Here is a 20624-nt window from a genome sequence, read left to right on the forward strand (position 1 = left end):
TGAAGGAGGTCGAAGGATGAGGATCGAGCCGTTCTCCATCGAGAGATGGTTCGGCCGCTACGAATTCACTGCTAGGTACAATATCGCCGAGAGCTGCGTGAAGGCCTTCACCCTTGCAGAGCTCACGGAAGTTTGCGGGGTCGACGCGCTCCACGGGGACGTGCCTGTAGATCTCGGGTACACGGACAGCCGGGGTCTCCCGGAGCTCCGCGAGGAGATCGCGAGGATGTACCCCGGGCGCGGTCCGGAAAACGTGCTTGTAACCACGGGGGCGATCGAGGCGAACTTCCTCGTCTTCGCGGCGCTCCTCGGGCCGGGGGACACGGTGATCTCGGAATTCCCAGCGTATCAGCAACTTTATGAGGTCCCGCGTTCCCAAGGGGCGGATGTGAGACTTTGGCGCCTCACGGAGGAGAAGGGCTTCAGGCCCGACATATCGGAGCTCGAGGACCTCGTGGGACGCGGCGCCAAGATGATCGTTATCAACCATCCTCACAACCCCACAGGTGCTCCGATAGACGCGGGGAGCATGGCTGCGGTATGCGAGATCGCTGAGCTGTGCGGCGCGGTGCTCCTCTCGGACGAGGTTTACCGAGGACTGTCGCTCTCCGACGGGGTGGCCTCGCCATCGGCACAGAGGTTTTCGGACGACGCTGTAAGCGTGGGCAGCATGTCGAAAGCCTACGGCCTCTCGGGGCTGCGGATCGGGTGGATAGTGGGGCCCGAGGAGGTTATCGAGAAGTGCTGGGCGCTTCGCGATTACACGTCCATATGCCCCGCCGGGCCCTCACAGCTTCTCGCGCTTGCCGCCCTCCGGAACTCCGAGAAGGTGTTGGCCAGGAGCCGATCGATTGCGCGCAGGAACTTCGCGGTCCTCGACGAGTGGGCTCGAGCGAACGCGGATCTCGTGCGTTACGTCCCTCCCAGGGAGGGCGTGGTCGCCTTCGTAAAGTATGCAGCCGACGTGCCGTCCATCGATATCGCGACCGAGCTCGTAACCCAGGACGGTGTACTGGTGGTCCCGGGCTCATGCTTCGAGACCGAGGGCTATCTGCGCATCGGCTTCGGGGGCGACACGAACACCCTCGAGGCTGGCCTGGACCTGCTTGCGAGGCGGCTTGCGTCCAAGACTTGACGTGCTGACCCCGTGTCACGCGGTGGTTTCGTTGTGCTTTCGTTGCTAGCCGTTCCACGCAAAGGTATAATATAACCGAAGCAGGCAGGAACGAGTTTGAAGAGGAGTCGCCGATGGAAAAGGGTAAATTCATTGTTATCGAAGGGATAGACGGGTCAGGGGTCACGACGGAAGCCGTCAAGCTCAAGGAATACGTAGCAACCAAGCTCAACCTCCCCGTCCATCTCACGAAAGAGCCCACGGATGGCCCGGTCGGAGGGCTTATCCGGACGATTCTGGCGAAAAGGGTGGGCGGACCCTCTCGCAACGGCAAGTTTGAGAGCATTGATCCGAGGTGTCTGGCCCTTCTCTTCGCAGCCGACCGCGTCGATCACCTCGAGGTAGACATTCGCCCGAAGCTGGAGGGCGGCGTCGTGGTCATATGCGACAGGTACATCCTTTCGTCCCTCGCTTATCAGTCCCTCAACGTGGATAGGCGGTGGCTCGAGCAGATAAACGCCAAGGCCATCACGCCCGATCTCACCATCTACCTGCAGGTGCCGCCGCTCGTGGCCGAGCGGCGCCGGAACCAGGCGCGCTGGCACGTGGAGCTCTACGAGGAGACTCCTAAACTCGAGAAAGTTGCGGAGAACTATCTTGAGGCCATTAGCGAGCTGCGCAGGCGAGGCCAGAGGGTGGAGATCATTGACGGCAACAGGCCTATGCGCGAGGTCCACCGCGACATAGTGGCGCTGGTGAAGCCGCTCCTCACCACGAAGGCGCTGTCCGGCCGCAAGAGGCGCCGGCCGGCCGCCGGTGAGCTGCCGCTCAACATGCCGCTCGCAGGAGAGGGAGAGCCGGAGGCGCCCGGAGCGAACGGGCCTGAGGCGAAGGAGGCCGTGGTTCGATGATCGGTTTCCACCACGAGAAGATCGAGGTAGCTCGCTCGGGCGAGAGCCTCGATCCCGTTGCCCTCAAGTGGAGGGACAAGGAATACAAGATCACGCAGATCAAAAAGGTGTGGCAGGACGCGGCGTTCGCCGGCCCCGCCTCGGGGCGCGGCCGTTCCAGGAGCTGGTGGGACCAGCACGGGCGGACGTTCTATCGGGTTGCGGTTGACAGCGGCCAGACGCTGGATATCTACTTCGACCCGAGAAAGGAAGAATGGTACCTGAGCAAGAGCTGGAACCTGCCCACTGAGGAGACGTAGGCGTGCGCGGAAGTGTGCCGACGGTCCTGCACTCGTACCTCGACAAGATCCGATCGTTTTCCCCCAATGCGAAGCTGTTTCTCCTCAGCAGCGCGCTGGCCTCGGTCCAATCGGGGATATTCCAAGTTGTCCTGGCGCTGTACATCGTGGCCCTCGGCCACGCCCGCGATTTCCTCGGGGTCATAACCGGGTTCGGCGCGCTCGTCACCGGCATCGTGAGCCTTCCGGCCGCCGCGGTCGCGCACGCGACCGGGCATCGGAGGGCCCTTCTGGCGGGCGCAATCCTGTCGTCCCTCGGTGCGCTTGGCATCGCTGTCTTTTCGTCACGGGATGTCCTTCTGTTCTTTGAAGCATGCCTCGGCGCCGGCACCGCGTTCACCTTCGTGAACACCGCGCCCTTCCTCGCCGAGAACAGCGGTGACGCGGAGAGGGCCTATCTTTTCAGCGTGAACAGCACGATGTTGCTGGCTGTTGCGGTGGTGGGGAACTCCCTCGGCGGCGCGCTGCCTGAGGTCTTTGGCAGACTTGCGCCTGGTTGGAACCCATCTGGAATGGGGCCGCTCCGCGCGACCATGCTGGTCGGAGTGGCCTTCGTGGCAGCCTCGGCAGCCCCGCTGGTGGCGCTCAAGGAATCGAGCTTTCACCGTGTCCGCGAGGCCGCTTCGCGCCTACCGGACGTGAGCTGCAGCGACACCAAGGCGCATCTCATCGTGATTGGGCGGTTCGTTACGACCTCCGTCGTGACGTCGCTGGGCGCGGGCCTGATGATCCCATTCCTTCCCGTCTTCCTGGCGGACAAGGGCGCGTCGCCGCCCGTCATCGGGCTCGTGTTTGCCGGCTCCATGGTCATGACGATGGCGGGCACTCTCCTTGCACCGCTCTTGGCGGAGCGATGGGGCAGCGTGAAAACGGTTGCGGTGACCCAGATCGCATCGGTGCCCTTCCTCGTCGCCATGGCGCTTGCCCGGGACACCGCGGTGATCGTGCCGGCCATGTTGCTGCGCTCAGCACTGATGAACATGTCTGGCCCCGTGGACTCCAGTTTCAGTATGGAAGCGGTCTCGGCACGGGACCGGGCGATCCTCAGCAGCCTGCGGGGGATGGCTTGGAACATCAGCTGGGCGGGAGGTAGCGTAGCGGGCGGGGTCATGATCGAGCGCTTCGGTTATGCCGTGCCGTTTCTGATTACAGCTACGTTGTACCTTGCATCCGCCATCATGTACGTGCTATTCTTTTCTAAACTAGACTTGCGCCAGTCCCGGATGGCAGGACATCACCCCCGGCCACGGTCGCAAGGTCGCTAGTCTCTGAGCACGGTGCCATGAGTTTTCGTCTGTTTTCCTGAGGGTGCCAGGCTCGCCGGAGTTTGCACGACGTGTGCGGAGAATCCGGCTATTCTCGCACGCCAAATCCGGACGAGGCGCGGCGCCGCAGGCCGCAAGGTGCGCCTTCCCCGCAGCGTAGGGCCGACAGCCTCAGGAGGCAGAGTCTCCGCACTGAAACGCAGCGTGAGCTCCTGGCGATGCACTCGGGCGCTAGCGGCCTGTGCCTTGCTTGTAGGCCCCCAGCCCTGCACCTAGTACCCCACATGGCCCAGGCTTGCGCGGTCCAGGAGGAGCCGGGCAAAGAGCGAAGGGGTAGAGTGAAGGGGTGCGGCGATCCAGAGCAGGGCCAGGCGGGTCCGGCGGCGGGCCCTGGCCGTGGTCGCAGGCGGGAAGGGCGCTACGTGGGAGGAGAATCCCGTGATTGCGGAGCCGATGATCAGAGTGGTCGGGCTGAACAAACGCTTCGGACGGTTGCACGTCCTGCGCGACGTGAGCTTCCAAGTCGCCAGGGGCGAAGTCGTGGTCATCCTTGGGCGCAGCGGCTCCGGAAAGAGCACGCTTCTCAGATGCCTGAATTATCTCGAGCCCCCGGACAGCGGCGAGGTGTGGATCGACGGCCAGCGCATCGACCCGCGAAGGACTAACCTGCAGGCGTTGCGCGAGGAAATGGGCTTCGTGTTTCAACACTTCAACCTCTTCCCCCACCGGACCGCCCTCGACAACGTTACCCTTGCCCTACGCGTGGTGAAGAAGGTGCCGGAGGCACAGGCGAAGGAGATCGGCATGGCCATGCTCGCGAAGGTGGGACTCGCCGCGAAGGCCGACGCTTACCCGGACCAGCTCTCAGGGGGCCAGCAGCAGCGCGTGGCGATAGCGCGGTCGATGGCCATGAACCCCAAGGTGATGTTGTTCGACGAGCCTACCTCGGCCCTCGACCCCGAGCTCATCGGCGAGGTGCTCGCCGCAATGGAGGATCTTGCGAAGGCGGGCATGACGATGATCGTTGTAACACACGAGATGGGCTTTGCGCGACGCGTCGCGCAGAGAGCGCTCTTCATGCACGAGGGATCGTTCATAGAGGAAGGGACGCCGGCTGAGCTTTTCGAGAACCCGAAAACGCCCGAGGCGAGAACCTTCATCAGCTCGATTCTCTGACGCCTGAGCGAGCGGGCTCTTGTCAAGTCCGGTCCCGATGACGCTTCTTCATGATGCTTCTTAAGGGTAAAGGCGGAGGTGTCCCCGGCGGCAGCGCCTAAGTACGGCGCCATGAGTTTTCGTCTCCTTTCTTGACGGCTCTAGGGTTGCCGGTGTTGCCCTCCGGGGACGGCGCGCTTGCGGCGCGCCTCGTTCGAATTCGGCGCGGGAGACATCCGAATTCTCCACGCCCAGTCGTGTAAGCACCGGCAACCCTAGGCAGGACCCCTCCGCCGAAAAGTGGCGCGCAGCGCGCGCAGCACGCGCAGCGCGAAGTCTTGGCGGAGACTGTTGGGCTTCCCCAGTAGCTGCCGATCTGCGCGACCGCAGCGACTGCTTTGTGGGCTTCAATTGGGCCGAGGCGACACCGCGTGGTAGAGTTCAACGCGCTCTTGGCGACATGCTCAGTGCCTTGTCCGGGCTCGTGAAGGGTCCTCGCGCTACGTCGCGGGGGCGACCCTTTGTTTCCCGAGCGATACGGAGAACACTTATGGTCTAGGGAGGTTCCGGGATCATGCGGGAGACGGTTAACCTTATGAGTGACACGGTTACTCTTCCCACGCAGGAAATGCTGCAGGCCATGGCGACAGCGCCCCTTGGGGACGACGTCGCACGCGAGGACCCCACAGTGAACAAGCTGGAGGCACTTGCGGCCGAGAGGCTCGGGAAGGAAGCGGGCTTGTTCGTGGCGAGCGGCACCATGGGGAACCTCGTCGCGGTGCTCGCCCACACGCAACGTGGAGACGAGGTCGTCATGGAGTCCGAGTGCCACATGTACTATTACGAGGTGGGCGGCCTGGCAGCGGTCGCGGGCGTGATGCCAAGGCTGGTGCCAGGGAGACACGGGGTGCTCGACCCGGACGACGTGGCCCGTGCCATCAGGGGCGCCAACATACACTATCCAACCACCCGCCTTGTTGCGGTTGAGAACACCCACAATCGCGGAGGCGGCACCGTCACGCCGCTGAACGTCCTCACCGCCATCTGCACCGTCGCGCGGTCGAGGGGGCTTGCGACCCACCTGGACGGCGCGCGGATCTTCAACGCAGCCATCGCCCTGGGAGTGGACGCCCGCGAGATCGCGAGGCCTTTCGACTCGGTCATGTTCTGTCTGTCGAAGGGGCTTTCTGCTCCGGTCGGCTCCGTGCTCGTGGGGACGCGGGATTTCATTGAGAAGGCTCGCAAGTGTCGCAAGCTGATCGGGGGCGGAATGCGCCAGGCGGGCGTGATCGCGGCGGCGGGTATAGTTGCGCTGGAGAAGATGGTGGACCGGCTCAGGGAGGATCACGAGAACGCGCGCGTGCTCGGGGAGGGGCTTGCGGACATCCCGGGGATCTCCGTCGAGCTTGAGACCGTCCAGACGAACATGGTCTATTTCGACGTGGCGGGCCTCGGCCTCGACACGTACTCGTTCTTGAAGGAGCTCGCCGAGTATAACGTGAGGGCGTCCGACCGCCCGCCGACGGGGGTCAGGATGGTGACTCACAGGCATATTTCCCGGGAAAACGTCCTCTACGTGCTTGATGTCGTCAGGGAGATCGCGTTGCGGCACCTCAAGGCGAACCCGCATTGAGGTGCGGCTCCCTGGCCTCATCGGAAGACACACGCGGGCGGGCCGTCGCACAGTGAGTGCAGCGGCCCGCCCGCACATCTCGTGCGTCGTGCGCTATGCCGTTTGGTTGCCCCGCGTGGCCCCGTTCCCGCCCGCGCCTCTGGTGTAGGGGCGAGGGCGCTGGCGGAGGAGCTACACGCCCTTCGGTATGCTTCAGTACGCCTTGGCGAAGTAGACCCACGTGCTCGTCTCCGATCCGCAGCGCATGCACCTTGCGGGGCCCGGAGAATCCTCGAGCGGGATGCACCTGATGGTGGCGCCGGTCTCGTCCTTGATGGTGGCCTCGCACTGCGAGTCACCGCACCATGGCGCGTACACGAAGCCTCTCTTCGTGTCCATGATGGCCTTGAAATCCTCATAGTCCTGAACCCGGCGAGTATTCTCGTCCATGAACCGCTTGGCGCGCTCGTACAGCCCGCGTTGCACCGAGGCCAGCTGGTCCTGAACGGCGCGTTCGAGGCCGTCCATCGGTACGTTCGTTTTCTGTCCGGTGTCGCGCCTCACGAGCACCACGTGGCCTGCTTTGATGTCTCGAGGTCCGATCTCCAGCCTGAGCGGGACGCCCTTGAGCTCCCACTCGTTGAACTTCCAGCCAGGCGAGTACTCCTCGCGTGCGTCCAGCTCAACCCGGCACACCCTTGCGAGCCTCGCCTCGAGGTCGCGCGCGGCGGCGACGACCGTCTCGCGCATTGCGGGCGGCATGATAGGCACGATGACGACCTGGATCGGAGCGACCTGTGGAGGGAGCGCGAGCCCGCGCTCATCCCCATGGACCATGATTATCCCGCCGATGAGGCGCGTGGAGACGCCCCACGACGTCTGCCATACGTGCTTGAGCTGGTCGTCTTCGTCGAGAAACGTGATGTCGAAGACCTTTGCGAAGTTCTGGCCGAGGTTGTGCGACGTGCCCGCCTGGAGCGCCCTGCCGTCGGTCATGAGGGCCTCCACCGAGTAAGTCCGCACCGCGCCTGCGAATTTCTCCCTCTCAGTCTTCCTTCCCGCGATGACGGGAATGGCTAGGTCTTCCGTGAGGAAACTCCGGTAGACCTCGAGCATTCTCCGGGTCTCCTCCTCGGCTTCCTCCGCGGTGCGGTGGCACGTGTGGCCTTCCTGCCAGAGAAACTCCGATGTCCTCAGGAAGAGCCGCGTGGTTTTCTCCCATCTGACAACGTTCGCCCACTGGTTGATGAGCACAGGCAAGTCCCGCCAGGATTTGATCCATTTCGAATACATGTAGCCGATGACGGTCTCTGACGTAGGCCTGACCACCAGCGGCTCGACCAGGTCCTCACTGCCCGCCCGCGTGACCCACGCGACCTCTGGGGCGAAGCCCTCTACGTGCTGGGCCTCGCGTCGAAGAAAGCTCTCTGGGATGAAAAGCGGGAAGTACGCGTTCTTGTGCCCCGTGGCCTTGATGCGGGCGTCGAGCTTGGCCTGCATGTTCTCCCAAAGAGCGTATCCATACGGCCGTATGACCATGCACCCGCGCACCGGGGCGTAATCGGCGAGCTCGCTCTTTAGGATCACATCCGTGTACCATTGTGAGAAATCGTCTGTCTTGGAGGCTATGTGCTCCACAAAACCTTCCTGCTTCTCCGGCATTTCACCCGGCGCGTATGAACCAGCCCCCCGCGCACGCCGCGCGCCTGCAGACAATATCCCGCGTCAACCGCCTCCCTGCAAGCGCGGGCAGCGTCTCCCGCCGCACCATCACGCGCCGACGCACCATGCGATGACGGGCTGTGTGTCGGCGTGTGGCGGGCGGCGAGGGCGGCAGGCCCGCCTCAGCGCCATTCACCCTCCTTACACGTATTCTGTAAGCATTGATTCTCAAGCCCTGACAGGCACCAAGTACGTCTCAAAAGTCCGCGCTACCTTTGGGCCCAGAGGCCTCGCCCAGGCTTGCCGGCCTTGCCATCCAGGCGACGGCGCGCTTGCGGCACGTCTCGTTGCAACATGGCGCGCGAGCGAGCCGAATTCTCCATGCCCCGTCGTGCAAGCACCGGCAACGCTAGCACTGTCAACAGAGGAGACGAAGACTCGTGGCGCCATACTTGGCATGTGTACCGCGTCACTTAGGGCTATCTCCCTTGTCTCCCAAACCGCATGCCTCGACCGGTGCGCGCTTTCCGGAAAGCCGGCCTCTCCGGCGAGTAGCAGGGCAGCAGGAGCTGGACCTCCCTCGTGCAGTCGTCGCCCCAATCCCCCTAAAGATCCGGAGCGCTCCTGCGCTTTCACTTAGCCCCCGGCTGGCCGTTCTTCGCGATGGGCTCGCCAGCTTTTAAGAATATGAGAAAAGCCTTCGTCCTCATCGAGGACGAAGGCTCGAACCTCCGCGGTGCCACCTCGCTTGGGACCGGGTCGTCACACGGGAGTACCCAGCCACCCGCTCGCCCCTGCGGCGCGCACACGAAGGCGCGCGTCGCAGGCTTCCCGGTAACGGGGGAAAGGCGTCGAACTCATCGTTCGCAGCTCCAGGGTGGGGTGCCGTCGAGCACGTGCGACAGGTCTCACAGCCCAGGACCCGCTCTCTTGACGCCGTGCGCTCGCGGCGGCCCCTTCATCGCCGATCTTGGCCGATCTTGGGCAGAATTCGGATGTCTCCACTATAGCATATCCCTAGCGCAAAGGCAACACGCGCCGCACACCCCGCGTACCAGCCGCGCGCTGCGGCTGGCGGGAGGCGGTTTCCCGACGAAAGCCCCCGCGGCAAGCAGGTAAACACGGGGAGCCCGTAGAAAAGCTAGTCTCACAGCCGTGGGTGGTGCGGATGCCGGCCGTTGCGCCAGCCGGGCGGGGCGGTGCGCCCGCCACATGCGGCGGGAGGCACACGTCCACCAGAAATACGCAATAGCGGGCGCACCATATGCGGCCAGAAGCAGGGGGTTGCAGCACTTGACGGGCACGGTAATAAACGTCGGGGCGGTGATAGCAGGCACCGCTGTGGGGCTCACTTTACGACAGAGGATGCCGGAGAGGATATCCAACACAGTAGTCCAGAGCATCGGGCTCTTCACGCTCTTCATCGGAGTTAGCATGGCCCTCGAGACGAAGAGCGTGCTTGTGGTGCTCTTCAGCGTGGCCATAGGATCGGTGATCGGAACAGCCATGGATGTCGAGGGGTGGCTCGAGCGGACGGCGGCGCGCGTGGAAGCCCGCTTTGCGCGCGGTGAGGAGGGCAGGCTCGCGAGAGGATTCGTCGCAGCGAGCCTCTTGTTCTGCGTAGGCCCGATGGCTGTCCTTGGGTCCATCCAGGACGGCCTTACGGGGGATTACCGCATCCTTGTGACAAAGGCGGTGATGGACGGGTTCTGTTCCATCGCTTTCGCGGCCACCCTCGGTGCCGGGGTTGGGCTGTCCGCGGGTGCCATCCTCGTATATCAAGGCGCCCTCACGTTAGCCGCGGCAGCCATAAAGGCGTTTCTTACGGACGCCGCAGTCCGTGAGATGACGGCCACGGGCGGCCTGCTCATCATGGGGATCGCCATCGATATGCTCGGTATCAGGAAGGTCCATGTGGCTAACATGCTCCCGGCGATAGTTGTGGCCCTTGCACTGGCGCGGCTGGTGCTCAAGGCCTGAGGCGGGTTTGGCCATGTTGGCCATCATAATTCTGGAGGTGGTTGCGATGATGTGGGCGAAGGCTGGCCCTGAGAACACCGTTGAGACGCTCAAGATCGCCATTGACGCGGCAAGGCGCGAAGGCATAAGAAACCTCGTGGTCGCGTCGAACTCCGGAGCAACGGCGAAAAAAGCCCTGGAGATAGGAGCGCAGGGTCTCTTGGTCGTTTGTGTCACGCATCACGTCGGCTTCGATGGTCCCGGCGTGGATGAGATGCCACCTGCGACGAGGCAGGAGCTCGTCGCGCGGGGAGTCAAGGTCCTCACGACCACGCATGTGCTGGCCGGGGTGGACCGATCCCTCAGGCTGAAGTTCGGAGGCGTGTACCCGCCCGAGATAATCGCTGCAGCCCTCCGCATGTTGGGCCAGGGCGTAAAGGTGTGCGTGGAGATCTCCATCATGGCCCTGGACGCCGGGCTAGTTCCGTATGGCGAGCGCGTCGTGGCCGTGGGCGGAACGGGTAGCGGTGCCGACACCGCGGCGATCATCATGCCAGAGCATTCCAACAACGTCTTCGGCCTCAAGGTTGAGGAGATCCTCTGCAAACCCAGAACGTGGTAGGCGCCGTTCTCGCGGGCGCCAGGCGCGCGGGGAAGCGCGGCGCGAGAGGTCAGGCCCGGCGCTTCACCACCAGGATGCAGGTCTTCTTCCGCCACTTGAACAACGGGCCAATGACCCTTTCGAGCAAGCGATACACCGGGGACCCTCCTTTCCCGATGGATGATCGACGAGCGCTGATCGCGCGACCCCGGCTCGGGGCGCTCGGGAGCTCCGTACCACCATAATATCGCCCTCGCGCTTGAACTGTGACGCCATGGGAGGTAAAATGTTTGCGGCGCGACGACCGCAGGCCGGCCCCGGCCACGGGGTGCGGCCTGCGGCCCGCGAGGTCGCGCGAGGCCGTAGGCCTGCGCTGGTGGGGTGGGAGGGCACTGCTCCAGGGCCCGGGCTGGTGTGCCCGGGGCGAAGCCGGATTAAGCGCAGAGCCGTGCCGTGCGCGGAGCCTGCCGGAGCGGGTCGCAAAGCTGCGTTGGGAGGGGCGATGCGTGCCTGAGCTGAGGCTTGATCCCGTGACAGGACGTTGGGTGGTGGTTGCCACCGAGCGTGCGAAGAGACCGAAGGACTTCGCCCGTCAAGACGCCGCGTCCCACCAGGCGCGGCCAGAACGAAGCGAAACGTGCCCGTTCTGTCCCGGCAACGAGAGCGCGACGCCGCCGGAGGTATTCTCGTTCCGGCGCTGCGGCACGCGTCCGAACGAGCCAGGCTGGCAGGTGCGGGGTGTTCCGAACAAGTACCCCGCGCTCACGCCCGAGCCGACGGTGGAGGCTTCGACATCTGGCATCTTCAGCGTTAGGCCGGCCGTTGGCGCGCACGAGGTGATCATCGAGTCCCCGCTCCACAACGCGAGCCCGGCGACCATGTCGTACGAGGACATGACACAGGTGGTGCGGGCCTATGTCCATCGGTATTGCGCGCTCGCGGACGCCCCAGGCATCGAGTACGTGCTGATCTTCAGGAACCACGGAAGGGACGCCGGGGCGTCCCTGGAGCACCCGCACTCGCAGATCGCCGCAGTGCCGCTCGTTCCGCCGGTGGTCATCGAGGAGCTCGCGGGCGCGAGCCGGTACTACGAGACCACGGGGCGGTGTGTGTTCTGTGAGATGATCCGCCAGGAACTCGAAGCGGGGGCCCGCGTCGTTCTGGAGACGCCCGGGTTCATCGCGCTGGAGCCATATGCGTCGAAAATGCCTTTCGAGACGTGGATCCTGCCAAAAGAGCACGCGCCGTTCTTTCAACAGCTCGCCCCGTCCACCTACCGCGAACTCGCGGAGGTCCTCGTGGACGTGCTGGGCACCATCGGGGCGGGGCTGCACGATCCGCCGTACAACTACATCCTGCACACCTCGCCCACCCACGAACGGTGTGGGAGCTCTTACCACTGGCACATCGAGATCTTCCCGAAACTCACTGTGGCTGCGGGATTCGAGTTCGGGATGGGCGTATACATCAACGTCACAACGCCAGAGAGCGCGGCGGAATTCCTCAGAAACCAGATTGAAAGAGTGCGGTCCGGGAGGAATTCCGGGTCTCAACGCTAATATGATATACTGCAACAAGAGAATAGCGGCCGGATGAAGCTGGAGGGAGATGCTCGGCTGCCGCGGGAGGCGATGTGCAACCGCCGGCATGGCGGGGCGCACGGGCGGCGGCGCGAGAGCCGAAGGAGCAAGACGCTTGTTTGCCACGCAGGCGTCCAAACTCTCAGGCAAAAGCACCTTCACTGACGGCGCTCTGGAGAGGCACCCCTGAGCTGCAGGCGTATTTTACTAGACGCTGCGCACGAGGCCTGATCGTACCGATGAGGTGCCGCCGACGGAGTAACCCGCCTGCCGTGCTTTGCTTGCTGCTTGGTGCGGGCGCGGCCGGTGCGGGAATCTCTCAGGCGTCAGGACAGAGAAACGGGCAACACGTTTGCCCGTTTTATGTTTTCCAAGGGTTTTCTCAAGCACGACGGTGCGGGTCCTCGCGCGCGCCCTCGCGCCGAATGCGGCGCGGCCGCCGGCGGCGCGCGGACGGGGACTCGAGACCGGGACTCGACGGGGGCCTGGGTTCTGTGCCAACGAGAGACTGAGATCCTGGAGGTGGGGCAAGTGAGCTCTGGAGGGGTCGAGATGAGGAAGACGCCGTTCTATGACCTCCACGTGAGTCACGGCGCGAGGATGATCGAGTTCGGCGGCTGGCAGATGCCCGTTTATTACCGTGGAATCATTGAGGAGCACAGGAAGGTCAGGGAAAAGGTTGGATTGTTCGACCTGTCACACATGGGCGAGATCGAGGTCAAAGGTCCGGGGGCGCTCGAATTCATCCAGAAGATGACCACCAATGACGCGTCGCGCCTAAACGTCGGCCAGGTGCAGTATTCAGTCATGTGCTATCCGGATGGTGGCGCCGTGGACGACATCCTTGTCTGCAGGATGGCGGATAGGTTCTATCTGGTGGTGAATGCCTCCAACGCCGCGAAGGACCTGGACTGGCTGAAGACTCACGCCGGCGCCGATGTCACCGTGACAGACCTCTCGGACGAAACCGCCCTCCTTGCGATCCAAGGGCCCGAGTCTGCGGCGGTGCTGGCCAGGCTGACCGACGTACACTTGGACGGTCTCTACTACTACCATTTCGCGGAAGGCAAGGTGGCCGGGGTAGACTGCATCGTCTCGCGCACTGGATACACCGGTGAGGACGGCTTCGAGCTCTTCTTCCATCCGCGCCATGCCCGGCACATGTGGGACGCCCTCCTGGAGGCGGGGCGCACGTTCGACATCGAGCCCGTCGGGCTGGGGGCGCGCGACACGCTCAGATTGGAGATGGGGTACGCCCTGTATGGTCACGAGTTGGATCCAAGCACGAACCCGCTCGAGGCGGGGCTGGGCTGGGTCGTAGCGATGGACAAGGGCGAGTTCATCGGCAGGGACGCGCTCGCCGCGGCGAAAGAGAGGGGGCTTTCGCGGCGGCTCATAGGCTTCAAGCTGCTCGAACGAGGCGTGCCGAGGGCGCACTGCGAGATCACGAAAGACGGCATGGTGATCGGAGAGGCTACGAGCGCGTCGCTGTCCCCGTTCCTTGGCGTGGGAATCGGCATGTGTTACGTGACGCCGGACGCGGCGAAGCCTGGGACGCGCTTCGATGTCATCATAAGGGGCAAGGGGGTGGCAGCGGAAGCCGTGAGGCCGCCGTTCGTGAAGCCTCGCGTGCGCAAGGCGAAGTGAAGAACCAGAGCGTGGGAGCTTGGGGCTGGGAATTCGCTGGGCGCGCGGGCGCGCGCCCGCGAGACGCTGTTTCACGTGGAACAAGAATACATTCTTGGGTGCGTTTGCCGAGCTAGAGACCATATGAGCCGCCTGGCCCTCCACACCGAGCAGCTTGAGGCGCCTTCCGCTCGCCGCCCGTTGGTTTGAGGCGTAGCCGCGGGCGAATACTCTAAACAGACTGGTGGGTTCGGTGCGAGCAAGCTCGGCGCGGGCTGCAGGGCGCCGACGCAGGGTGAGCAGGACAGCCGTCGCCCGGAAACGACGGCGTGCTCAAGCGCGGACGAGAGCGGAGAGATCCGCTCGTACTCGGGAAAGACAGCCGGCGGCCACGTCACAAACCCAATCAGGTTAGCCAATCAGGTTAGAAGGAGGATGGAGCGCATGTATCCCCGGGATCTCAAGTATACGGTCAAGCACGAGTGGGTTCGTGTGGAAGGTGGGCTTGCAACGGTGGGTGTCACCTCTTTCGCCCAGGAGCAGCTGGGTGCCATTGTTGGAGTAGGCCTCCCTGACGAAGGCGTTGAGTTGGATCAAGGCGAGCCCCTGGCCGACCTAGACTCCATGAAAACCGCTGACCAAGTCTTCGCCCCGGTGAGCGGCAAGGTGGTAAAGGTCAACCGGGCCCTTGAGGAGCACCCGGAGTTCATTAACGATGACCCGTATGGGGACGGATGGGTCGCGGTCATCGAGATGGCCCGTCCCAGCGAGCTTGACGACCTTATGACCGCTGACGAGTACGAAGCCTTTGTAGCCAAGGAGGCGAGCGGAGAATGAACTACGTCCCCCATACCGACCGGGACCGTAGTGAAATGCTCGCCCAAATCGGGGTCTCCAGCATCGACGAGCTCTTCTCCGACGTGCCCGCGGAGGTCAGGCTCAAGCGGGCCCTTCGCCTCCCGGAGCCGATGTCCGAGTATGAGCTCGCCCGGCACATGGCCGCGCTTGCGAAAAGGAACGCCACGACGGACGACCTGGTATCGTTCCTCGGGGCCGGGTCGTACGACCACTTCGTGCCAAGCGTGGTGCGGCACATCGTGTCGCGGTCGGAGTTCTACACGGCTTACACGCCTTACCAGGCCGAGATAAGCCAGGGTATGCTCCAGGCCATCTTCGAGTACCAGACACTGATGTGCGAGCTCGTCGCCATGGACGTGAGCAACGCGTCGCTCTACGACGGCGCGACGGCGGTCGCGGAGGCGGCTACGATGGCATGCCGCCAAGCCCGGCGCCAGCGAGTGGTGGTCTCCAGGGGGGTACACCCTGAGTACCGGGCCACGCTCAAGACCTACGCGCGAAACCTCGGGATAGAGGTGGTCGAGGCCGCCTTATCCGACGGGGTCACCGACCTCGAGGACCTGGACCGGGTCACGTCCCCGGCGACCGCGTGCGTGATCCTGCAGAACCCGAACTTCCTCGGGTCTGTGGAACACATGGACGCAGCTGCCGAGATCGCCCACGCGAGCGGCGCGCTCTTCGTGGCGTCCGTGGATCCGATCTCCCTGGGTGTCCTCGCTCCTCCTGGGGAGTACGGGGCTGACATCGCGGTCGGCGAAGGGCAGGGCCTCGGAAGCCCCATGAGCTATGGCGGCCCATACCTGGGCTTCCTCGCGTGCAGGCAGGAGTTGGTGAGAAACATGCCGGGCCGTGTAGCGGGTGAAACCCGCGATCCCGAGGGGCGGAGGGGCTACATTCTCACACTCCAGGCCAGGGAGCAGCACATCAGGAGGGAGCGCGCCACGTCCAACATCTGCTCCAACGAGGCCCTATCGGCCTTGGCCGCGGCGGTATACCTCTCGTGGCTAGGGAAGAGCGGGATAAGAGAGGTCGGCGAGCTGTGCCTCCAGAAGGCGCACTACGCCTTCGACAGGATCACGGCGATCCCCGGGTTCGGGCCCGCAAGCTCCGCGCCATTCTTCAAGGAGTTCGCGGTGCGGATGCCCGTTCCGCCGGAAGAGGCCGGCAAGGCCCTGGCGCGTTCGAACATCCTTGCCGGACTGCCGCTCGGTCGATTCTACCCGGACCTCGGCGATGCCATGCTCATAGCTGTCACCGAGAAACGGACGAAAGAAGAGATAGACTCATTCTGCCGTGCACTGGAGGGATTGGCATGACCATGCCGCTCATCTTCGAGCGAAGCGAGGCCGGCAGGAAGGCATATTCCCTGCCTCCGTGCGACGTCCCGAGGAAGGACGTCACCGAGCTGCTCCCCGGCTGGGCGCTCCGGAAGACCCCTCCAGCCCTGCCGGAGGTGAGCGAGGTAGACCTGGTCCGACACTATACCAAGCTTTCCCAGCGCAACCACGGGGTTGACGTGGGGTTCTACCCTCTCGGCTCATGCACGATGAAGTATAACCCCAAGGTGAACGAGGATGCTGCCGCGTTGCCGGGGTTCACCAACCTCCACCCGTACGAGCCCGAGGACCTCGTCCAGGGCGCTCTAGAGCTCATGTATGAACTGGGGCGCTACCTCTGCGAGATCGGCGGCATGGACGAGATCACGCTGCAGCCTGCGGCGGGCGCCCACGGCGAGCTCACGGGGCTCATGATCATAAGAGCCTATCACGAGAGCCGCGGGGACGGCGCGAAACGCACGAAGGTGATCGTCCCCGATTCCGCCCACGGCACGAACCCCGCAAGCGCGGCGTTTTGCGGGTACAAGGTGGTGGAGGTGAAATCCGACGCGCGCGGTGGTGTCGACCTCGACTCGCTCAGGGCGGTGATGTCCGACGAGGTAGCCGCGCTCATGCTCACAAACCCCAACACGCTGGGGCTCTTCGACGAGAATATCGTGGAGATCGCCAATATAGTGCACGAGGCTGGGGGCCTTTTGTACTACGACGGCGCGAACATGAACGCCATCATGGGCATCGCTCGGCCTGGGGACATGGGGTTCGACGTGCTCCACTTCAACCTTCACAAGACGTTCTCCACGCCTCACGGCGGCGGCGGCCCGGGATCGGGGCCCGTGGCCGTGAAGAAAGCGCTCGCTCCGTTCTTGCCGGTCCCAGTCGTGGACAAAAAGGACGGGCGATTCGTGTTGGACTATGACAGGCCGCAATCCATCGGTAAGGTGAAGGCCTTCTACGGCAACTTCAATGTGATGGTCAAGGCGTACGCGTACATCAGGGCCCTCGGCGCGAGAGGCCTGCGCGAGGCAAGCGAGAACGCGGTTCTCAACGCGAACTACCTGATGAGAAAGCTTGCGCCCTACTATCACCTGCCGTATGATCGACACTGCAAGCATGAGTTCGTCCTCTCAGCGGCACATCAGCTCGCGTGCGGGGTCCACACCGCAGACATCGCGAAGATGCTCCTGGACTACGGGTTCCATGCCCCCACGGTGTACTTCCCCCTCATTGTGAGGGAAGCCATCATGGTGGAGCCCACGGAGACAGAGTCCAAGGGCACGTTGGACGCGTTCGCAGCCGCGATGGTCGAGATCGCCCGCCTGGCGGAGACGAACCCGGAGGTTCTGCACTCTGCACCCCACAAGATGGTTGTGGGGAGGCTGGACGACGTCACCGCGGCACGCAGGCCCGTGCTGCGCTGGAGGCAAGGAGAGCAGGCGAGCGGAGATTGCGGGAATTGATGAGTGTCCGCGGGTCAGGTGTCGGGGAGACTGGAGATCGCTCTGCCACGGCCGCGTGCAGCCGTGACCTGTGTGCGCGTGTCCGTCCCGTTCCTGGCGCCGTTCCTGGCGAGGTCCGGGACGGACACGAGTGCCTCGGACATGGACGGGTCTGGGCGCCCCGCGCGGACGCGCGCCCGGCGTCGGAGGCGCCCGACGCCGATCTGCCACCGGCCCTGCAGGCGCTCCTGGACAAGGCCTGGGAGGCCCGGCGAGCGGCCTTCGGCGACGCCATCGAGTGGGTGAACCCTGTGCGCACAGCGGTTCTGAGCGTGACGGGGACCGCGTGTGCGCTCGGGTGCGCCCATTGCGGAGGCCACTACCTCAAACACATGATTCCGATCGATAGGTGGCCCGAAGTGGCCGCGGATGAGGGTGTGAAGAGCTGCCTCGTGAGCGGCGGGTGCGACCTGCGGGGCAGGGTGCCCGTGGCGGCGCACATGGACGCTTTGACGGAGCTCGCGGCGAGGTTCCGGCTGAACCTTCACCTCGGGCTCGCCGACGAGGCGGACGTGGCGCGACTTGCCGCGCTGCGTCCGGTGGTCTCGTTCGACCTCGTGGCGGACGACGCCACGGTCCGAGAGGTGTACGGGCTGGACAGGCCGGCTGCCGACTTCGTCTCGACCTACAGCCTTTTGAGGCGTTATGTGCGTGTCGTGCCGCACGTGTGCATCGGGCTCCGGGGTGGGGAACCATCAGGCGAGCTTGAAGCGCTCCAGGCGCTCGCGCGACTCGGAGCTGACGCGATCATCTTCATCGTCTTCGTTCCAACCCCGGGCACGCGTTACGCGTCCCGGAAGCCGCCTGCCCTCGAAAAAGCGGTCGAAGTGATTGCCCGCGCCCGGCTGATGTTTCCCGAGACCCCGATATACCTCGGATGCATGCGCCCTCGCGGTGCTTACCGGGAGGCCCTGGACGCACTGGCAGTCCGGGCGGGTGTCAACAGGATAGTGGTACCGTCGCCCCGGGCGCGTGGGGAGGCCGAGTCGCTGGGCCTCTCCGCAAAGTGGCGAGAGGAGTGCTGCGCGTTGTGAGCGAAAAGATCAGGGTATCAACGGGAAGCGCGGCGGTCCTGGGCCTTTTGGACGCCCGCCTCGACGACGCGCCGACCACCATCTATCTCCTGACGGGCGGCCGGTGCGCCGCCACGTGCGCGTTCTGTCCGCAGGCGAGGACGAGCAGCTCGCCCGACGACCTGCTGTCCCGCGTCAGCTGGCCCGAGTTTGAGGTGGATCGGGTCCTCGAAGCGCTCGATGGACGCCGGCCCGCGGGCGCGAAACGCGTGTGCGTCCAGGTCACCCGCACGCCGGGCGGGCGTGCGGCCCTGCGCCGGCTCCTTCCGGCGTTGCACGCGCTCAGGCGGGGAGACGCTGCGCGCTTCGAGATATCCGTCTGCTACCATCCCGCCACGGCGGCCGAGGCGGGCGAGGTGCTCGCCCTAGGCGCCGACAGGATCGGGATCGCCCTGGACGCGGCGTGTCCGGAGGTTCACGCGAGGACCAAACCGGGCTCGTGGGCGAGCACGATGTCGCTTCTCGAGGAGGCTGCCAGCCTTTTCCCGGGGCGCGTGAGCACGCACCTGATCGTGGGCCTCGGCGAGACGGAAGAGCACATGGTGCGGGTCATGCGGCGTCTCGCCGCGGCGGGCATCACGATCGGCCTCTTCGCATTCACGCCGGTGAAGGGCACCGCCATGGAGCGAGTGCCGCAGCCGCCCATCGATGCTTACCGCCGGGTGCAGCTGGCACGGCACATCATCGTGAACGGGCTCGAGGGCGAACAGGGGTTCAAGTTCAGCAGCGGGCGCATCGTGGGCTTCGGGATGGAGCCGCTGAGAGTCCTCGAGATCGCCCGCAGCGGGGCGCCGTTCCGGACGTCTGGCTGTCCGGGCTGCAACAGGCCCTATTACAACGAGCGGCCTGGCGCGATCATGTACAACTACCCTAGGCCCCTCACCCCTGCCGAGGCGGAGAGGGCCGTCTTTGAGGCGCGCCTGTCGGCGGAGAGCGTCTAAGCATGGCGCAACAAGTTTTCAAGCTTGCCGTCCTCCAGCGGCAACACTGACGACCCTGAACAGCAGTCGCGCGCTCATGAGCATCTCGCACTCGCGGTGACCAACTTAGTGGGGGATTCAGCTGTGGACATGAAATGGAGGCTTCTCCGAACGGGGCACAGGCCGGGCGCATGGAACATGGCGGTGGACGAGGCCATTATGGTGCAGGTGGCGGCGGGCGCTTCGCCTCCTACGTTCAGGCTCTTCGAGTGGGACCCGCCGAGCCTGTCGCTGGGCCGGGTGCAGTCTTTCCAGAGGGATGTGGATGCGGAGGCATGCAGGAGGCTCGGGGTTGACGTCGTGCGCCGGCCCACCGGCGGCAGGGCCGTCCTGCACGATGTGGAGGTCACGTACAGCCTGATCATGAGCCAGAATGATCCCGTGCTCCCGGCGGGGCTGGGAGAGTCGTTCAGCCTTGCGACCCAGGGCATCATAAAGGGGCTCAGGCTCCTGGGGGTCGAGGCGGAGATCCGCGGGCGCGACGAGGGCGATGGATCGGGTCACGTTGCTGGTGCGCCGGCCGAGGCCGTGGGCGCGGCTGGTCCGGTGCGCACCGGGGCGTGCTTCGACTCGCCGTCCTGGTATGAGGTGGTTTCAGGTGGGCGGAAGCTCGTGGGAAGCGCTCAAGCTCGGCTGATGGGCGTCTTCCTCCAGCACGGATCGATCCTCATCGAGCTCGATGCGGAGAAGCTTTGTTCCCTGCTCAGGTTCGACTCGGAGGACGAAAGGGCCGTGGCTGTGAGACACTTGCGGTCCCACGCCACCTCGATCTCGGAGATCCTCGGGCGCCGGGTGAGCTTCCGGGAGGTCGAGGACGCGGTGATCGCCGGAATGCGCTCCCACATATCTCCGATTGAGCTCGTCGAAGGAGAGCTCACTGCCGAGGAAACCGCCCTGGCAAATACCCTTATTTCCCGGAAATACGGCTCGCCTTCCTGGACCGTGCACCGTAAGGCGGAGGCTTGACACAAGGGACTGAAATGGACTAGCATGTCGCGGAAAACGTGCCTTCGCGCGGGGCGGGCGCCGTGCGCGTGTGAGCGTGACGGAGCGCCCG

Annotated in this window: 17 protein-coding genes and 1 riboswitch; of the genes, 16 read left to right on the forward strand and 1 reads right to left on the reverse strand. The window is 64.5% G+C overall.

The features are described 5' to 3' along the window. The first annotated feature begins 16 nt into the window (after nucleotides 1-16). The 6 genes from GX515_03700 (at nucleotide 17) to ltaE (ending at nucleotide 6416) form a co-directional block, all read left to right on the forward strand. On the forward strand, nucleotides 17-1135 hold the full coding sequence (locus GX515_03700) for an aminotransferase class I/II-fold pyridoxal phosphate-dependent enzyme (protein HHY32121.1): 1119 nt from the start codon (nucleotides 17-19) through the stop codon (nucleotides 1133-1135). A 113-nt stretch (nucleotides 1136-1248) separates the two neighbouring features. After that, entirely contained in the window at nucleotides 1249-2025 is a 777-nt protein-coding gene (gene tmk / locus GX515_03705) for a dTMP kinase (GenBank protein HHY32122.1), read from the forward strand. Continuing rightward, nucleotides 2022-2324 (forward strand): hypothetical protein, encoded by a 303-nt coding sequence (locus GX515_03710; GenBank protein ID HHY32123.1) that lies wholly within the window; start codon nucleotides 2022-2024, stop codon nucleotides 2322-2324. The genes tmk and GX515_03710 overlap by 4 nt, the downstream gene beginning before the upstream one ends. A gap of 2 nt (nucleotides 2325-2326) precedes the next feature. After that, a complete protein-coding gene (locus GX515_03715) occupies nucleotides 2327-3628 on the forward strand; it encodes an MFS transporter (protein HHY32124.1) in 1302 nt (433 codons plus the stop codon). Nucleotides 3629-4081: 453 nt separating this feature from the next. Next, nucleotides 4082-4804: an amino acid ABC transporter ATP-binding protein gene (locus tag GX515_03720; protein ID HHY32125.1), complete on the forward strand. Its 723-nt coding sequence runs from the start codon at nucleotides 4082-4084 to the stop codon at nucleotides 4802-4804. A 553-nt stretch (nucleotides 4805-5357) separates the two neighbouring features. After that, nucleotides 5358-6416 carry a low-specificity L-threonine aldolase gene (ltaE, locus tag GX515_03725; GenBank protein ID HHY32126.1) on the forward strand — a complete coding sequence of 353 codons (1059 nt, stop codon included), beginning with the start codon at nucleotides 5358-5360 and terminating at the stop codon, nucleotides 6414-6416. A gap of 192 nt (nucleotides 6417-6608) precedes the next feature. Here ltaE and GX515_03730 read toward each other — a convergent pair whose 3' ends face one another. Continuing rightward, on the reverse strand, nucleotides 6609-8057 hold the full coding sequence (locus GX515_03730) for a proline--tRNA ligase (GenBank protein ID HHY32127.1): 1449 nt from the start codon (nucleotides 8055-8057) through the stop codon (nucleotides 6609-6611). Between the two features lie 1293 nt (nucleotides 8058-9350). Here GX515_03730 and GX515_03735 point away from each other — a divergent pair. From GX515_03735 to GX515_03780, 10 genes are all read left to right on the forward strand, one after another. Further along, on the forward strand, nucleotides 9351-10037 hold the full coding sequence (locus tag GX515_03735) for a DUF554 domain-containing protein (protein HHY32128.1): 687 nt from the start codon (nucleotides 9351-9353) through the stop codon (nucleotides 10035-10037). Nucleotides 10038-10083: 46 nt separating this feature from the next. Further along, entirely contained in the window at nucleotides 10084-10638 is a 555-nt protein-coding gene (locus GX515_03740; protein HHY32129.1) for a hypothetical protein, read from the forward strand. A 485-nt stretch (nucleotides 10639-11123) separates the two neighbouring features. Further along, nucleotides 11124-12176, forward strand: a complete 1053-nt coding sequence (gene galT, locus GX515_03745) for a galactose-1-phosphate uridylyltransferase (GenBank protein HHY32130.1) — start codon at nucleotides 11124-11126, stop codon at nucleotides 12174-12176. A 33-nt stretch (nucleotides 12177-12209) separates the two neighbouring features. After that, nucleotides 12210-12365: riboswitch (glycine riboswitch) on the forward strand. A gap of 384 nt (nucleotides 12366-12749) precedes the next feature. Next, a complete protein-coding gene (gcvT, locus tag GX515_03750) occupies nucleotides 12750-13844 on the forward strand; it encodes a glycine cleavage system aminomethyltransferase GcvT (protein HHY32131.1) in 1095 nt (364 codons plus the stop codon). A 414-nt stretch (nucleotides 13845-14258) separates the two neighbouring features. Beyond that, nucleotides 14259-14660: a glycine cleavage system protein GcvH gene (gcvH, locus tag GX515_03755; GenBank protein ID HHY32132.1), complete on the forward strand. Its 402-nt coding sequence runs from the start codon at nucleotides 14259-14261 to the stop codon at nucleotides 14658-14660. Further along, entirely contained in the window at nucleotides 14657-15997 is a 1341-nt protein-coding gene (locus GX515_03760; protein HHY32133.1) for an aminomethyl-transferring glycine dehydrogenase subunit GcvPA, read from the forward strand. Before gcvH ends, GX515_03760 begins: the two co-directional genes overlap by 4 nt. Further along, entirely contained in the window at nucleotides 15994-17475 is a 1482-nt protein-coding gene (locus GX515_03765; protein HHY32134.1) for an aminomethyl-transferring glycine dehydrogenase subunit GcvPB, read from the forward strand. The genes GX515_03760 and GX515_03765 overlap by 4 nt, the downstream gene beginning before the upstream one ends. Before the next feature lie 203 nt (nucleotides 17476-17678). Next, nucleotides 17679-18548: a radical SAM protein gene (locus GX515_03770; protein HHY32135.1), complete on the forward strand. Its 870-nt coding sequence runs from the start codon at nucleotides 17679-17681 to the stop codon at nucleotides 18546-18548. Beyond that, nucleotides 18545-19528 carry a radical SAM protein gene (locus tag GX515_03775; protein HHY32136.1) on the forward strand — a complete coding sequence of 328 codons (984 nt, stop codon included), beginning with the start codon at nucleotides 18545-18547 and terminating at the stop codon, nucleotides 19526-19528. The genes GX515_03770 and GX515_03775 overlap by 4 nt, the downstream gene beginning before the upstream one ends. 123 nt (nucleotides 19529-19651) lie before the next feature. Then, nucleotides 19652-20533 (forward strand): lipoate--protein ligase family protein, encoded by an 882-nt coding sequence (locus tag GX515_03780; GenBank protein ID HHY32137.1) that lies wholly within the window; start codon nucleotides 19652-19654, stop codon nucleotides 20531-20533. Nucleotides 20534-20624: the final 91 nt, after the last annotated feature.

The sequence above is a fragment of the Bacillota bacterium genome (assembly GCA_012842395.1).
Classification (GTDB): domain Bacteria; phylum Bacillota; class SHA-98; order UBA4971; family UBA4971; genus UBA6256.

Bases quoted from the DNA above. Each gene is read 5' to 3' on its own strand.
- GX515_03730 (HHY32127.1), bottom strand. From the start codon at position 8,057: ATGCCGGAGAAGCAGGAAGGTTTTGTGGAGCACATAGCCTCCAAGACA.
- GX515_03720 (HHY32125.1), top strand. From the start codon at position 4,082: ATGATCAGAGTGGTCGGGCTGAACAAACGCTTCGGACGGTTGCACGTC.
- ltaE (HHY32126.1), top strand. From the start codon at position 5,358: ATGCGGGAGACGGTTAACCTTATGAGTGACACGGTTACTCTTCCCACG.
- gcvH (HHY32132.1), top strand. From the start codon at position 14,259: ATGGAGCGCATGTATCCCCGGGATCTCAAGTATACGGTCAAGCACGAG.
- GX515_03740 (HHY32129.1), top strand. From the start codon at position 10,084: ATGATGTGGGCGAAGGCTGGCCCTGAGAACACCGTTGAGACGCTCAAG.
- gcvT (HHY32131.1), top strand. From the start codon at position 12,750: ATGAGGAAGACGCCGTTCTATGACCTCCACGTGAGTCACGGCGCGAGG.
- GX515_03710 (HHY32123.1), top strand. From the start codon at position 2,022: ATGATCGGTTTCCACCACGAGAAGATCGAGGTAGCTCGCTCGGGCGAG.
- GX515_03700 (HHY32121.1), top strand. From the start codon at position 17: ATGAGGATCGAGCCGTTCTCCATCGAGAGATGGTTCGGCCGCTACGAA.
- tmk (HHY32122.1), top strand. From the start codon at position 1,249: ATGGAAAAGGGTAAATTCATTGTTATCGAAGGGATAGACGGGTCAGGG.
- GX515_03760 (HHY32133.1), top strand. From the start codon at position 14,657: ATGAACTACGTCCCCCATACCGACCGGGACCGTAGTGAAATGCTCGCC.
- GX515_03765 (HHY32134.1), top strand. From the start codon at position 15,994: ATGACCATGCCGCTCATCTTCGAGCGAAGCGAGGCCGGCAGGAAGGCA.